This is a genomic window from Terriglobales bacterium (assembly GCA_035543055.1).
Lineage (GTDB): Bacteria > Acidobacteriota > Terriglobia > Terriglobales > Acidobacteriaceae > JAIQFD01.
Genome location: DATKKJ010000018.1, coordinates 1 through 14,860 on the forward strand (window position 1 = coordinate 1; position 14,860 = coordinate 14,860).

The following is a 14,860-nucleotide window of genomic DNA, read 5'->3' on the forward strand; positions in this document are numbered from 1 at the left end:
CATGAACATCATCTCCACCCAATCGCCTTTTTCCCTCGGATTTCGCGGTCCCCTAGCCGCAAAATCCTTAAGCTTCTTCTCGAGGTTCTTAAGGATTGGGTCGAATTCTGCCTGACTTGGCATCACCGAGACCTGAGCAGACGCTGCAATTACCGCACAAGAGGACAACAGACGCTACGGAGAGGGTGCAAAATCTCTTCATTGCAAGCTCCTGGGGCAGGAAGAAAGCTGATTCTGAGCCTCAGAACTGGACGTGTCAATTCCTGGGCGGGAAGCGATGTCGCGAGGGTAGGGCTCCCTCAGGAGGATGGCCCATACAAAGAATGGGTGCCCAGACGGGCCGCTTTTGCTCGTGTGGGATCCGCGTGTATCCGCGCGAAATGAAGTTTCTCGGCCATGAGGGACCTGCCCGGCGATAGGGGTCCTTCGACTACGCTCGGCTGCGCCTCCCCTTCGAAGACTCAGGGTCAGGATGACAAAGGGTGGAGAGTGGTGCTGACCCGATCGACTGACGTCGCGGGTTGCGGCACTGGCGAGGTTCCTCACGGCCAAGGCCGTTCGGGATGACAGGGGCGATAGGGTACGGGCGAGCCGATGGACTGACGTCGCGGGCAGCGGCACTGGCGAGATCCCTCACGGCCAAGGCCGTTCGGGATGACAGGGGTGGAGGGCATGGGTGAGCCGATGGACTGACCTCGCGGGGAGCGGCACTGGCGAGGTCCCTTCGGCTTCACCTCAGGGCAGGCTCCTCACGGCCAAGGCCGTTCGGGATGACAGGGGTGGAGGGTGAGCCGATGGACTGACGTCGCGGGTTGCGGCACGGGCGCAAGGCCGCTCGGGGCTGAAGCCCCTCGGGATGACAAACGCGCAAGTTTGACGGGCACGTCACTGACAACTTCTACGAAAATCTATACCAGTGTCATCCTGAGGGGCTTTCAGGCCCGAAGGGTCTCGCAAAATGTTGAACCCACGATGCGGTGAGTCGGACCGCCCGAAATGTTTCTACGTGTACATCATGGCCAGCGCCAATCGTGTGCTTTACATCGGAGTGACCAACGCTCTGCATCGCCGCGTATGGCAGCACAAGTTCGAGGACATCGAGGGCTTCACCAAGAGGTACAAAGTCACGAAGCTTGTCCATTGGGAGTCGTTCGATGACGTTCGCAACGCGATCAGTCGTGAGAAAGCGCTGAAGGGGTGGAGGCGCGAGAAGAAGGTGGCGCTGATCGAAGAGCGGAACCCCAAGTGGAAGGACCTGGCGGCAGCGTGGTATGGGCAGTCGAACGAGAAGATACGCAGACGTTTTGCGCGGGAGAACGAAGAGGTCTTGTCAGAGACTGGGGTCGAGCCAATCGACTGACGTCGCGGGCAGCGACACCCGGCGAGGTCCCTTCGGCTTCACCTCAGGGCAGGCTCCTCGCGGCTTGAAAGCCGCTCGGGATGACAGAAGAAAGACTTCAGTCCAAGCCGTAAGCGTGGATTTTGTTCAAGAGCGTCTTGTAAGAGATGCCGAGGCGTTGGGCGGCGGTGGCCTTGTTCCACTTGCACTCGCGCAAGGTGGCTTCGATGCGGGCGCGCTCGACACCCGCGGTCTCGGCGAGCGAGCCGGCGGAAGCGGCGGCGGCGCGCAGGTTGGCGGAGAGCCCGAGGTCGGCGGCGTCGAGCTCGCCCTCGTTGAGGATGGCGGCGCGCTCGGGCCGCGCCTATCGAGAACGAAAGATGTTAGTCACCGAGGGAGCTGGAGAGGCCGGCCTTGCGGATCTCGTCGCGGATCTTCTCCAGTTCCGCCTGGGCGTCGGCCAGCTGCTTGCGCAGGTCGTCCATCTCCTTGTTGTGCTTGTCGGTCTCGTCCTTGTACTTCTTGGGATCGAGCAGGGCGTTGCCGGCCTCGGTGTACCAATCAATGCTATGCAACTTGAATTCGCGCTCGGAGACGTCCATGTTGCGCCGGATCTCGGCGATCTTGGTCTTGGCCTCGGCGACCTTGCCTTTGAATTCCTCAGCCGCTTTGTTCATCTCCTCGGCCTTGGCCTTCTCGTCCTCGGCCTTGGTCTTCTCGTCCTTGGCCGCGCTCTTGTCGGCGTCAGAGTCGGCCGGGGCGCTGGTGGTGGCACTGGCTGCGGCCGCGGGCGACGAACCGATATCGTCGTTGGTGTAGACCTTGGTGGTGGGCGAGGCGGGCTTCTGCTGTTCCCTTTGCTTGCGGGCGTAATCGCCCAAGGAGACTTCCTGGGCCGCGGCGCCGAGCGCCAAACCCATCAACAGAGCTGCGAGCGTGAGATTCCACATCCGCTTCATAGCGACCTTCCTGACTGTTCCTGGGTTACCTAAAGTGTAACCCCGAGGTGTCTGCCGGTTCAATATGTTATCCCGCTTCCACGGCAGTCTTGGCCGGCTTCTCCGCAGGAAACGAGAGGGTAAACGTGGTGCCTTGGCCGTCACTGGAGACGGCGATGGCGCTACCATCTCGGCGCGCTCGCTGGTCTCGCGCCTTAATTCGCTGACCCCGCGGAAGAGGTCGCGGGCGTGCATGCCGAAGGCGGTGCCATATCCCAGGATGCGACGGGCGGCCTCGTTGGCCTGACGCACCGTGCCGGTGTTGTTGAAGAGCAAGACGCCGCTGGTCAGGTTGGAGAGCAGGACATCGCTGAGGGTCTGGGAGGCGGCGGCGCGCTCGGTGGCCTGCTGGCGGACGCGCTGCAGCTCCTGCTCCTTCTCCTTCAACTGCTGGATGACCCCGTGATAGGCGGCGAGCTGGAACTCGGGGCCGTCCACCGAGGTGCGGCGCTCCGCGTCTTCGCCGGTGAGGCCGCGGCGCAGGCGGCGCATCAAGAAGATGCCGACGATGAAGAGGAAGGCTGCAGCGACGAACACCACCGCCATGCGCAGCAGCAGGGGATCGGTGAGCCATTTCATCGGTACAGCCCCAGGTACCAGCGCAGCACGCTTTCGCCGAAGAAGACCGAGAGCATGGCCATGCTGCCGAGGAAGACGCCAAAGGGCATCTCGTAACGGCGATAGACGACGAGGGCGGACTTCCAGGCGCGCTTGCGAGCCCGAGCGGCGTCCTCATGGGTGCGCGCCAGACGGCGGCGGGTACGCTGCATCCAGACCATGAGCATGGTGCCGACGCCGAAGAACGTGCCCGCCAGGGAGGCGGCAAAGATAGTGAGCACGGTGAGCTTGACGCCGAGAAAGGCGCCGACCATGGCCATCAGTTTGACGTCCCCCAGGCCCATGCCTTCGATGCCGCGGGCATGGTAGTAGAGCGCGCCGGCGCCGTAGATGAAGGAGGCCCCAACCAGGGCGCCGAGACCGGCATCGAGCAACGAGGCCCAAGGAGTGGGCGGCGGAGCAATCCCCAGGAACCGCCGCAGCACGAAGCCGGCGGCGTCATCGACCGGGGCCAGGAAGCTGAAACCGATGCCCAGGGCCAGGCCGGTCAGGGTCAGGGAATCAGGGAGCAGCTTGTGTTCGGCGTCGGTGAAGATGAGACCCAGGATAAGGAAAGAGAAGACGGCGAACTTCAAACCGAGAGGGTTGAAGCCGAAGACGTAGTAACAGGCGAGAAAAAGCAGTCCGGTGAGGAGTTCGACGATGGCGTAGCGGGGAGAGATGGGAGCGCGGCAGTCGCGGCATCGCCCACCCAGAAGCAGCCAACTCAGGACGGGAATGTTGTCGTACCAGCGGATGGGGTGGCGGCACTTGGGGCAGGCGGAGGGCGGGCTGACGATGGAGAGGTCGCGGCGGGTGACGCCGCGCGCCGACAGTTCCTGGTCGCTGTAGCACCGCAGGGCGAGGCGGTGGATGCAGACGTTCAAGAAGCTCCCGAACACCAGGCCGAAAAGGAATACGGCCGCGCCGAGCACATGGGTGTCGATCATCGCGCTCTCAGGGGGATTGAGGGGATTATACGTCGGAATGGGCGCCGGGCCCGGTTACCGTGGGAGGTGACCGGGCAGTACCCAGTACTCGGTACTCAGTACTCAGTGCGGCGAATCAGTCGCGGAATCGGAGGAGGTGGCCCTCGAGTAGGAGGGCGCCGTCGGCGTTGGGCGGGACCTCGCCGGCCCAGTCAACCCGGGTGCGGTTCACCAGGCGCATCTCGGGAGGCCCGGTCTCCCACTCACCAGCGGCGTTCTCTCGAATCGGAAAAGAGTAGCCGGGCGCGTACTCGTCCGGGTCGCTGTGCTGCCACTCGAGCAAGCTGGCTTCGAGGGAGTCACTGAGGGCCTCGCCGGGGCGGAGGCACAAGACCCACTCATGGCGGGTGTCGATGGCACAGGCGCCCCGCTCGACGCCGACAATGGCTTGCTTGACGGTGGCGCCGTGCGCATGCGCGATGTTCAGGGTGTCATCGTCGGAGGCGCTGTCGATGATGAGGACCTCATCGCAGGGCCGCAGGGAATCCAGGGTGCGGCCGATGCGGGCGGCGTCATTATGGGTATGGATGAGGGCGGAGATCTTCGGCATTTGATTCCCACCCAAGGCCTGGGTTGGGTCCCTAATGATAGAGCGAGCTCGCTCCGCGAACTAGGGGCGGCAGGGCCGCCCCAATGAGGCCCGTGCGAGGGCGCACGGGCTACAAGTCCCGTTCACTGCTACTCCGGCCGGCGCTTCAAGACCGGAGCGTTACTGTCACCCGGCTGGGGCTGCGAAGTGGAGTCATCGGAATAGACCCGGGTGCCGCTCCCCTCGCTGGGAGGGTTGTACTCGCTGATGGTTCGTCCGGAGCGAGTGATGCTGGCGGCAGGCGTGACCGTGAGCGGGCTCTGCAAGCGGAAGGTCAAGAGTTGTTCCGGCTTGATGTGGATCTGCTGGCCCTTGGTCGCGGCCTGGACACCGGTGCCGGCGCCGGCGCCGACGGTGGCGCCGATGGCGGCGCCTTTGCCGCCGCCGATGATGCCACCCAGGATGGCGCCCACGGCGGCGCCACCGCCCACCTTGGCGGCGGTGTTCTTGCCCCGCGAAGCGCCCTGGCGCGAATACTGGTCGGTCTGCAGGTTGTAGCGGCGCCCGTTGATGCTCAGGCTGGTGAGCTCGAGTGCGATCTCGGATTGGCCGGTGAAATGACCGGAGCTGCGCAGCTCCGCGACCCGCCCCTCGATGTCGGCGCCCTGAGGCAGAACGACCTGATCGTTGATGCTGATGGGCGTGTCCAGGGTGGCGCGGAAGCGGTCGCCGATCTGGTTCCGGTCAGAGTCGATGGGATCGATCATGCGCACTGAGAGCACAGTGCCGGGCTCGACGGTGACCGGCTTCGGCGGCGGAGGCGCCGCCGGGGTGCGATCGGCCACGGGGGCCGGGGTCACTGCGGGCCCGGCCGGTTGAGCCGGGGCCGCCTGCTGCAGATCCGAACTGCGGCGAGGCGCGCCGGCAACATGGCGGGGCGAAGGCTTGCGGGCCGGGGCCGGAGCCGGCTCCGGCTGGGACATCGCCATGGGTTGGGGAGGCGGCGGAAGCTGCGCCTGGGCGACGGTCAGATTGTTGACCACGGTGCGCACGCCGTCCACCATGGCGGCATCGTTGGCGGCGGTAACGCGCTCTATCTCGCTGCCCACGCTGCCCGACAGGGTCACGATTCCGTTGTTGGAGGAGACGGTGACCTGCTTGGTGGGGACGTTGTTGTCGGCCAGGATCTTCTGCTGCACGTCGCCGGCGATCTGGGCGTCGCTGCGGGCGCGGTTGCAGCCGACACTCAGGCCCAATATCACGAAGACAAGGAGAACCGTAACGATGTAACTCCAGCGCGAACTCATAGTGACTCCCATAAAAGCGCGGTCAATGGTTTGCATGCTTAGATGCAGAGCCCGGTCCAGCGACTGTCTGCGGCCAGTTTTTTCCCTCCTGGTGGAACCCCTTCCAGCAACACAAGTTGCGCACGTGCAACGCCGGTAACTTGGGGATTCCGCCGGGGCTGTGATAAATGTCTGAACAGCCTATGGTCAACGTGGAACGATCCGAATTCGACCCCAAGGAAGGGCGTTGCCAGTACTACGTCCTGCTGAAGCCGAATGTCTCCAAGGAAGAGGTGGAGGTGCACATGCGGGTGCCGGTGGAGGTGGGGATCTCGATCTCGGAGACGGGCGAACTAGCGGACCTGAGCTTCGTGGTGCCGAAGAAGTATCGTAGCGACCACGCGCTCTCCTTCCTGAAAGCGCACCGGGACAGCGCCAGCTACGTGGACCCGCGGGTGTTCATCTCCATCCCCGGGAGCAGCGGCGACTCGGTGCTATCGGCGGCCGCCAACCTGGAAGTGGACGCCGCCGGGCGGATCGTGGGCGTGGACATCCACTAGCTCAATCGCCCGCTGAAGCGGGCTTCGATCCATTTTGCGAACCTTACCCACCGCTGACGCGGTGGGCTACTTTCAAGCGCCCGCAAAAGCGGGCTGATGCCGGCCCTAGGTGGCGGCGGCCAGGAGGCCGGCGCCGGAGGCGGCATGGCGGGCGCGCTTCAACTCGCTCACGTCGCCCATGACGATGATCACCGTCCCCGCCACGACCTGATGGTTATCAGGAGGGTTGGGGAGGAAGGAGCCGTCACCCTGGCGGATGGCCAGCGGCAGCAGGTTGAACTTGTGGCGCAGGTCGATGCGCTGCAGGGTAGAGCCGATCCAGGGCGATCCGGCATTGACGTCGATCTCCTCGATGCGCAGAGTGCGGCCGTGTTCCTTGAGCATGATGTCGAGGAAGCCGACCACGTGGGGGCGGAGGGCCTCGCTGGCCATGCGCATGCCTCCGATGCGGTTGGGGGAGACGGTGGAATTGGCCCCGGCCTTCATCAGGCGGTCGGCAAAGCGTTGCTCGGTGCAGCGGGCGATGATGCGCAGCTGAGGGTTCTTCTGGCGGGCGACGACGGTGATGACCAGGTTGTCCTTGTCGGAAGCGAGGGAGGCGATGAGGCCCTTGGCGCGCTCGATGCCGGCCTGATCGAGGGTGGTCTCGTCGGTGGCGTCGCCGATGATGGAGAGGATCTCGTTGTAAGCGGGGTCGTGCTCCTGCAGCTTCTTGATGTTGTCCTCGGTGTGCTCGACGACCACGTAGGGGGTGCCGGTCTTGTGGAGCTCCTCGACCGCGAAACGCCCGGTGTCGCCCAGGCCGCAGACAATGTAATGGTGTTTGAGAGCTTGGATCCGTTTGAGCATCTTGCGTCTCCAGAAGATGTTGGTGATCTCGCCTTCGACCAGGAAAGCGGTCACCACCGAGAACATGTAGACGGTGATGGTGACGCCGAACAGCACGATGAACATGTTGAAAATGCGCAGGGCGGGGCTGTGGCTGGTGTCCACGATCTCGCCGTAGCCGACCCCGGCGACGGTGATCACGGCCATGTACAGGGCCTGCAGGAACGAAACGTCGTGGCCGCCCAGGAGGCGGTATCCGGCCACCGCGAGGGCGGTGAAGACCAGCACGATGAGCAGCGCCTGGGCGAGTCTGCGGCGTATATCCATGTGCAGCGCGGGTCTCGGGGAAGGGGGAAGCGAGCGGATTGTAGCACGTAAGTGCCTGCCACGGACTTGCGCGGATAGCGTGGATTGAGGGGAATGCAGGCCCGGTCCGGGAGCAGGAATCCCAGAAATCTGCGCCGCGGCAGCGAAGTCGCAGTACACTCATGCCCCATGCAGGATGCGACGGCGTTCATCCTCGCCGGGGGCAGGAGTTCGCGCATGGGGTGCGACAAGGCCCTGCTCGAATTCGACGGTCAAACCTTGCTGGCGCGCGCGTTGCTAAAGGCGCGGGCCGTGGCCGGGCGGGTCTGCATCGTGGGGACGCGGGAAAAGTTCGAACTGTTCGGACCGGTGATCGAGGACGAGTACACCGACCGCGGACCGCTGGCCGGCATCCACGCCGCGCTGCAGGCCACCACCACCGACCTGAACCTGGTGCTGGCGGTGGACATGCCGTTCCTGCCGGAAACCGCGCTCAAGTACCTGCTGGACCAGGCGCGGGCGTGCGATGCGGTGGTGGTGGTGCCGCGGGTCAACGGCTTCCACCAGACGCTGTGCGCGGTGTACCGGCTGGAATTCGCCGCCCTGGCCGAAGAAGCGTTGCGCGCGGGCAACAACAAGATCGATCCACTCTATGCGCGGACGTCGGTGCGGGTGGTGGAAGAAGCGGAGCTGGCCGAGGTTGATATCGTTCCCGCGATGTTCGACAATCTGAACACGCCGCAGGACCTGGAGCGAGCCTTCCGCGCCGGTCCGGTCCGGACCGCATGAGTCACGAGAACCAGCCCTATATCGAATTCCAGGACGTCTCCAAGGCGTTCGGCAAGCACGTGGTGCTGGACCACGTGGGCTTCCAGGTGACGCCGGGCGAGACCCTGTGCATCCTGGGGCGCTCGGGGGTGGGCAAGTCGGTGTCGCTGCACATCATCATGGGCTTCCTGAAAGCCGACTCGGGGCGCGTGGTGGTGGCCGGGGAGGACGTCGCCGGGTACAGCGAGAAGGAGATGGAGCGCATCCGCAAGAAGGTCACCATGGTCTTCCAGAACGGGGCCCTGTTCGACTCGCTGACCGTGGGGGAGAACGTGGCCTTCCCGCTGCGCGAGCGGCGCGACCTGGACGAGGTGCAGGTGTACCAGGTGGTGGACGGGCTGCTGGAGATGGTGGGAGTGAAGCAGTTCCGCGACCAGTTGCCCTCCGAGCTCTCGACCGGGATGAAGCGCTCGGTGGCCATCGCGCGCGCCCTGGCGGCCCAGCCGGAGTGCATCCTGTACGATGAGCCCACCACGATGGTGGACCCGCTGATGGCGCAGCTTCTAGGAGATCTGATCAAGAAGTTAAAGTTCCAGTTGAAGCTGACCTCGATCGTGGTCACGCACGACATGCGGCTGGCGGAGAAGCTGGCCGACCGGCTCGTCTTCCTGCACGAAGGCAAAGCCATCTTCTTCGGACCCTACCGGGAGATGGAGCGCAGCGACCATCCCGTGCTCCGGCAGTTCCTGGAACTCGACGAGCTGGTGCTGCCCGGGCAGCAGTCCAGCTTCTCGCAGCCGCCCCCGAGCCCACCGGGCCGCTAATCAGGGCGGCGACGCTGTTCGTCGTGGTATTCGGAACAGAGCCCGCTAGAAACCTTCGCTGACCAGTTTCTCCACGTTGATCTCGCGCGGGGCCTCGCCCTTCAGCATCTTCTCGGCGTACTTGGCGATGATGTCGGCCTCGATATTGACCGGATCACCCGCCTGGAGCGACTTGAGGTTGGTGGCCTCGAAGGTGTGAGGAATGATGGCGACGGTCACCTTCGTCCCCTCGATCTGGGCGACGGTCAGGCTGATGCCTTCGATGGAGATGGAGCCTTTGAAGACGACGTATTTCACCAGATCAGCGGGAATCTCCACGTAGAGCCAGAAATCCTCCTTGCCCGGGATACGCTCCAGGCCGAGGAACTTGCCCACGCCGTCCACGTGTCCCTGGACGATGTGTCCGCCCATGCGGCCGCCGGCTTTCATGGGCAGCTCGAGATTGACCTCGGAGCCGGGCTTCAGGTGGCCGAGCGAGGTGCGGGCCAGGGTCTCGGTGGCCAGATCAAAGCCGAGGCGGTCGGGCTTGAGCTCCACCGCGGTCAGGCAGACGCCACTCACGGCGATACTGTCGCCCTTCTTCATCTCGCGGACAAGGTTGTTCGAGGAGACCACCAGGCGAGTGGTGCCGTTGCCAGAGGTGGCGCTGAGAACTTTGCCGACTTCTTCGATGAGACCGGTGAACATAACAATTCTCCGAAAAAAGTAGTCAGGAGTCGGGAGTCAGGAGTCGATTCAAATGGACATCTCGTATGGATCTCGCAAGTAACCCTCGACGGCGAAATCTTCGCCGAAGCGATGCAGGGTGATGTTCTTGACGTAGGCAGCCTCGCTGAGATGGCGGAAGCCGGCGCCGCCGGCGAAGGGCACCGAGCCGGTCCCGGCGAGGATCTTGGGTGCGTAGTACAGAAAGACCTTGTCCACGATGCCGGCGGCCAATGCCGCCCAGTTGACCAGGGCGCCGCCTTCGATGAGCAGGGAAGTGATCTCCATCGCGCCGAGAGCCTTGACGATGCGCGCCAGGTCGGGGCGGCCATCGTCGCCCGGTCCCAGCGCAACCTGTTCGACGCGGATGCCGCGCGCCTCCAGCGCCTTCCGCTTCTTCTCTTCGGCAAAGGAGCAGAAGACCAGGACGTCGTCTTTCACCGTCTTGGCGATGCGCGAGCCCGGGGGCAGCCGCAGCCTGGAATCGACGATGACGCGCAGCAGAGGCCGGCGGCGCGGTTCCCCGGTGCGGTCGGTGAGCAACGGGTCGTCGGCCACGATGGTGCCGACGCCCACCATGATGGCGTCGCTGGCATGACGCAGCAGCTGCACGTGGGCGCGGGCCTGTTCGCTGGTGATCCAGCCTCCGGTCGCGCCACCCGAGCCGAGCGCGGAGGGACTGTCGCTTTCGCCCGGAGGGGGAGCGATCTTGCCGTCCAGGGTCATGCCGGCCTTAAGGGTGACCAGTGGCAGCCTGGTCTTGATCCACTTGGCAAACCATTCGTTCAGCCGGGTGGCCTGGGGTTCGAGAATGCCTTGGGTGACCTTGATGCCGGCGGCCCGAAGGCGAGCGAAGCCCTTGCCTGCGACTCGCGGGTTGGGATCGTGGGTGGCGGCGACCACGCGCGCGATGCCGGCGGCGATGACGGCGTCCACGCAGGGACCGGTGCGGCCCTGGTGCGAACAGGGCTCCAAAGTCAGATAAAGAGTCCCGCCTTTGGCTTTCGCTCCGGCCTCTTCAAGGGCGAGGACCTCAGCATGCTTGACGCCGTTGTAGGTGTGGCTGCCGCGACCGACGATCTTGTCGGCGGAGTCCACGACGACGGCGCCGACGGCGGGGTTGGGCGAAGTGAGCCCGATGCCCCGGTAGGCGAGGTCGAGCGCCTGTTGCATGAACGGGATGTCAGCGGGATGAGTTCTCATATCAAGAAGCACTCAGTACTCGGCACTCAGTACCCAGTCCAAATCGAAATCTCGTGAAGTGAGTCGCCTTGTTCCGTTATGCAAATAAGGATTCCACAAAGTCGTGGGCCTTGAACGGCAGCAGGTCGGTGGCTTTCTCCCCGACGCCGACGTAGCGCACCGGCAGGCCGAGCTCACGGGAGATGGCCACCACCACGCCGCCCTTGGCGGTGCCGTCGAGCTTGGTCAGCACGATGCCGGTGACACCCGCCGACTGGGTGAACAGGCGGGCCTGCTGCAGGCCGTTCTGCCCGGTGGTGGCGTCCATCACCAGCAGGGTCTCGTGGGGCGCACTGGGCACCAGCTTCGAAGCCGAGCGGCGCATCTTGTCCAGCTCGGCCATCAAGTTTGACTTGGTATGGAGGCGGCCGGCTGTGTCCACGATCACATAGTCGGCCTTGCGGGACTTGGCGGCCTGCACGGCATCGTAGAGGACGGCGGCGGGATCGCCGCCGGGCTTGGTCTTGATGACCTCGGTCCCGGTGCGCTGTCCCCAGACCTCCAGCTGCTCGATGGCGGCGGCGCGGAAGGTGTCGGCGGCGCACAGCAGCACCGACTTGTTCTGGTTCTTCAGCGTCTGCGCCAGCTTGCCGATGGTGGTGGTCTTGCCGGTGCCGTTCACCCCGACCACCAGGATGACCTCGGGAGGTTCCACGGCTTTGGCCGGCTTCTCGGCGGCGGTCAGAATACCGGAGATCTCCTCTTTGAGCAGGCGCTTGAGCTCGTTCACGTCCTTGATCTGCCTGCGGTCGGCCTTATCGCGCAGCTTTTCGAGGATCTCGTGGGTGGTGGCGGCGCCGAGGTCGGCGGCGATGAGGGTGGCTTCGAGGTCGTCGAGGGTGGCGCGGTCGATCTCCTTGCCGATGGAGACGATGTCGTCGATGCGCTCGGCGAGGCTCTCGCGGGTCTTCGTGACCGCCTGCTTCATGCGGTCGAAGAAAGTGGGTTCCTGCTCGATGCTTCCAAAAAGCGTCTGGATAGGCATGAATGCGTCCGGCGTGCCGGAGGAAACAATCAATTATACGGATTCACCGCGGAGAGATTGGGTAATTGGGGAATTGGGTAATTGGGTAATTGAAAACCAAAACCTCAACACAAAGGACACGAAGGAGCACAAAGGCACACGAGGAAACATTGGGTAACTTGCAATCTCAATTACCCGATTACCCAATTTCCCAATTACTCAATCGCCTAGGACTTGGCGACGGAGACCGGCTGGGGAGCGGCACCGCCGGCAGCGGCGCCGGCGGGGACCGCCTCGGGCTGGACGGCGGCAGCGCGGCGGATCTTGAGGTCGCCGCGTTCGAAGACGGCGGTCAAGGCAGACACGACCTTGGGATCGAACTTGGTGTTGGCCAGCGAGTTGATGATGCGCACCACGTATTCGGGGTCCATCGCGGCCTGGTAAGGACGGTTGGTGGTCATGGCATCGAAGGTGTCGGCGACGGTGATGATACGGGCCACCAGCGGGATCTGGTCGCCCTTCAGGCCGTAGGGGTAGCCGCGGCCGTCGAGCGATTCGTGGTGCAGCTCGATGCCGGGGATCATGTCCTTCAGCATGGTGACCGGACGCAGGATGGTAGCGCCCTTGGTGGTGTGGGTCTTCATGATCTCGAATTCGTCAGGAGTGAGGGCGCCCGGCTTCTTGAGGATGCGGTCCTCGATGCCGATCTTCCCCACGTCGTGCAGTTGGGCCGAGATCTGGATCTTCTCCACCTCGTGCGGCTCCAGGCCGAGCTCCTTGGCCAGCAGGACGGAATACTTGGTGACGCGGTCGGAGTGGCCGCGGGTGTAGGGGTCCTTTTCGTCGACCGCGCCCGCGAGCATCTGGATGGAGCCCATGAACAGCTCGCGGTTCTCCTCGGCGGCGCGCTTGAGGTCCTGCACGAAGCGCTCCAGGTCCGAGGACATGGAGTTGAAAGTGTCGGCGAGCTCACCGAACTCGGTGCGGCTCTTGAGCTGCACGCGCTTGCTGAAATCGCCCTTGGCGATGGCCTGGCTGGATTCGGTGAGGATATCGAGCGGGCGAGTGATGGAGCGCGCCGCCAGCACGGAGACGACGATGCTCATCAACACCGCGAAGAAGGCCCAGAGGCGGGCGCTGCGCTCCATCTCGAAGACGCCCTGATAGGCGTCCTTCTGCTTCTTCTGCGCCACCACGGCCCAGCCCAGGGTCTGGACGGGGCTGTAGGTGCCGAGCATGGGGACGCTCTCCTTGCCGTCCTTCACGTCGAATTCGCTGGTCTGCGCGAGCTGCACCTTGACGCCCTGCTCGGCGAAGTTCTTGACGATCTCGAACTTGGTCATGTCCTGGCCGGTGGCGTAGGAGGGGTCGGCGGCGGCGACCAGGCGTCCCTGGTGGTCCACAACGTAAGTGAAGAGCCCGCCCTGGTCGGCTTCGCGCAGGCGCTTGACGATGAACTCCAGGTCGACCACGGCGCCGATCATGCCGATGAAGCGGGTGTCGGCCATCAGGGGCGCGCTGACCAGCACGACGGTGCGGGCGTCCTTGCCGCTGCCCACCGTCAGGGGCTGGCCGGTATAGTCGCGGCCATCGCGGGCGGCGGTGAAGGCGCGCTCGAGGTCGCGCTGTATGAAGACGTCGGGGACCATGCGGCCGGCGGAGATACCCTTGGCACCCTCGTTCAGCAGGGTGGCGTAAGCGATGTCGGTGCTGGAGGAGACGAAGCGCTCCAAGAGGGCCCGCAGTTCCGGGGCCGCGACGTGGTCGCCGGTGATGTTGCCGCCGCTGGCGATCTGCACCGCCGAGGAGAAATTATCGAGCATGGCCCGCCGGGCCTTCTGGCGCAGATCGATCTGGTCGCTCATGGAGCGGGTCACGGTGTTCTGCGACAGCTGCTCGTTGGTCTTCAGCCGCTCGCGGTTGGTGGCGACGACTTTGTCGGCGTAGAAGTACAGCGGGACCACGCTGACAAGGACCAGCACGGCCAGGATCAGGTGAAGGATCGGTATGCGCTTGGGCATCGGTGCCAGTGAATTGCTGCGGATTGTACCGCGAATGGCGGGGCGGCCGGCCAAAATTCTCCGCTGCGGCGGTTACTAAAGTATTGACCGGTCAGGGATGAACTTGGGGAAGAGATGCGGCGCGGAGGAGAGGGGCGCAACTCTTTGCCGGGTCGGAAGACCATTATGGGAATGAAAAACAGAGTCTTCAACACGAAGGACACTGAGGCCGGCACGAAGGACACGAAGAGGGAACTAGGCGGAGGTGAGGAAATTGAGCTCGGCGGTGGCGGGGCGGGTCATCAGTTCGCGGATGGCGTCGCGGGCGGGTTTGCCCTGATGCAGGATGGCATGCATCTGCTGGCTGATGGGCATTTCGACGTTCATGCGTGCGGCGAGGCCGACGGCGGCGTTGGTGGTCAGGACGCCCTCGGCAACCATTCCATGCATGCCGGCGATGATGTCGTCGAGCTTGCGGCCCTTGCCCAGTTCCACGCCGACGGTGCGATTGCGGGAGAGGCCGCCGGTGCAGGTGAGGACCAGGTCGCCCATGCCGGCCAGTCCGGCCATGGTCAGGGGCTTGCCGCCGCAGGCCACGGCGAGGCGGGTGATCTCGGCCAGGCCGCGGGTGATGAGGGCGGCGATGGTGTTGTGGCCGAGGCCCATGCCGTCGCAGACCCCGGCGGCGATGGCGATGACGTTCTTGAGCGCGCCGCCCATCTCGACCCCAACGACATCATCGTTGGTATAGACCCGGAAGGTGGGATCGCTGAACTCCTTCTGCACCAGGCAGCCGAGTTCGGCATCGGTGGAAGCGATGGCGATGGCGGTGGGATCGCCCTTGGCGACTTCTTTGGCAAACGACGGACCGCTCATCGCGCCCAGGCGCGGGTGGAACTTATCGGCCAGCACCGCGCCGATCACC

Annotated in this window: 14 protein-coding genes; 4 read left to right on the forward strand and 10 right to left on the reverse strand. The window is 64.4% G+C overall.

Annotation, left to right across the window (positions count from 1 at the left end; translation table 11 throughout):
• The first annotated feature begins 958 nt into the window (after nt 1-958).
• On the forward strand, nt 959-1,360 hold the full coding sequence (locus VMS96_01080) for a GIY-YIG nuclease family protein (GenBank protein HVP41990.1): 402 nt from the start codon (nt 959-961) through the stop codon (nt 1,358-1,360).
• A 362-nt stretch (nt 1,361-1,722) separates the two neighbouring features.
• Here the strand turns inward: VMS96_01080 and VMS96_01085 are convergent, their stop codons facing one another.
• The 4 genes from VMS96_01085 to VMS96_01100 form a co-directional block, all read right to left on the reverse strand.
• Nucleotides 1,723-2,916, reverse strand: a complete 1,194-nt coding sequence (locus VMS96_01085; protein ID HVP41991.1) for a PAS domain-containing protein — start codon at nt 2,914-2,916, stop codon at nt 1,723-1,725.
• Complete coding sequence (locus VMS96_01090; GenBank protein HVP41992.1) at nt 2,913-3,884, reverse strand: prepilin peptidase; 972 nt, start codon at nt 3,882-3,884, stop codon at nt 2,913-2,915. Before VMS96_01090 ends, VMS96_01085 begins: the two co-directional genes overlap by 4 nt.
• A 115-nt stretch (nt 3,885-3,999) precedes the next feature.
• Nucleotides 4,000-4,473, reverse strand: coding sequence for a hypothetical protein (locus tag VMS96_01095; protein ID HVP41993.1), 474 nt, complete (start codon nt 4,471-4,473; stop codon nt 4,000-4,002).
• 128 nt (nt 4,474-4,601) lie between these two features.
• Nucleotides 4,602-5,759, reverse strand: coding sequence for a BON domain-containing protein (locus tag VMS96_01100; protein ID HVP41994.1), 1,158 nt, complete (start codon nt 5,757-5,759; stop codon nt 4,602-4,604).
• Between the two features lie 167 nt (nt 5,760-5,926).
• Between VMS96_01100 and VMS96_01105 the strand changes: the two genes are divergently transcribed.
• Nucleotides 5,927-6,298: a hypothetical protein gene (locus VMS96_01105; protein HVP41995.1), complete on the forward strand. Its 372-nt coding sequence runs from the start codon at nt 5,927-5,929 to the stop codon at nt 6,296-6,298.
• A 105-nt stretch (nt 6,299-6,403) separates the two neighbouring features.
• On the opposite strand, the gene VMS96_01110 is transcribed toward VMS96_01105, so the two are convergent.
• The gene (locus VMS96_01110; GenBank protein ID HVP41996.1) at nt 6,404-7,453 is read right to left on the reverse strand and encodes a potassium channel protein; all 1,050 of its coding nucleotides are present in this window, start codon (nt 7,451-7,453) and stop codon (nt 6,404-6,406) included.
• Nucleotides 7,454-7,621: 168 nt separating this feature from the next.
• On the opposite strand from VMS96_01110, the gene VMS96_01115 reads away from it, so the two are divergent.
• Nucleotides 7,622-8,221: a molybdenum cofactor guanylyltransferase gene (locus tag VMS96_01115; GenBank protein HVP41997.1), complete on the forward strand. Its 600-nt coding sequence runs from the start codon at nt 7,622-7,624 to the stop codon at nt 8,219-8,221.
• Complete coding sequence (locus VMS96_01120) at nt 8,218-9,024, forward strand: ATP-binding cassette domain-containing protein (GenBank protein ID HVP41998.1); 807 nt, start codon at nt 8,218-8,220, stop codon at nt 9,022-9,024. Before VMS96_01115 ends, VMS96_01120 begins: the two co-directional genes overlap by 4 nt.
• A 45-nt stretch (nt 9,025-9,069) precedes the next feature.
• On the opposite strand, the gene VMS96_01125 is transcribed toward VMS96_01120, so the two are convergent.
• The 5 genes from VMS96_01125 to VMS96_01145 all read right to left on the reverse strand — a co-directional run.
• Nucleotides 9,070-9,711 (reverse strand): riboflavin synthase, encoded by a 642-nt coding sequence (locus VMS96_01125; protein ID HVP41999.1) that lies wholly within the window; start codon nt 9,709-9,711, stop codon nt 9,070-9,072.
• A gap of 48 nt (nt 9,712-9,759) precedes the next feature.
• Nucleotides 9,760-10,932, reverse strand: a complete 1,173-nt coding sequence (gene ribD / locus VMS96_01130; protein ID HVP42000.1) for a bifunctional diaminohydroxyphosphoribosylaminopyrimidine deaminase/5-amino-6-(5-phosphoribosylamino)uracil reductase RibD — start codon at nt 10,930-10,932, stop codon at nt 9,760-9,762.
• A 76-nt stretch (nt 10,933-11,008) separates the two neighbouring features.
• Nucleotides 11,009-11,956 carry a signal recognition particle-docking protein FtsY gene (gene ftsY, locus VMS96_01135; GenBank protein HVP42001.1) on the reverse strand — a complete coding sequence of 316 codons (948 nt, stop codon included), beginning with the start codon at nt 11,954-11,956 and terminating at the stop codon, nt 11,009-11,011.
• A gap of 206 nt (nt 11,957-12,162) precedes the next feature.
• A complete protein-coding gene (locus tag VMS96_01140; protein HVP42002.1) occupies nt 12,163-13,956 on the reverse strand; it encodes an HD domain-containing phosphohydrolase in 1,794 nt (597 codons plus the stop codon).
• A 234-nt stretch (nt 13,957-14,190) separates the two neighbouring features.
• Nucleotides 14,191-14,860: NAD(P)H-dependent glycerol-3-phosphate dehydrogenase (locus VMS96_01145; protein HVP42003.1), on the reverse strand; the 670-nt coding region annotated here is incomplete at its 5' end.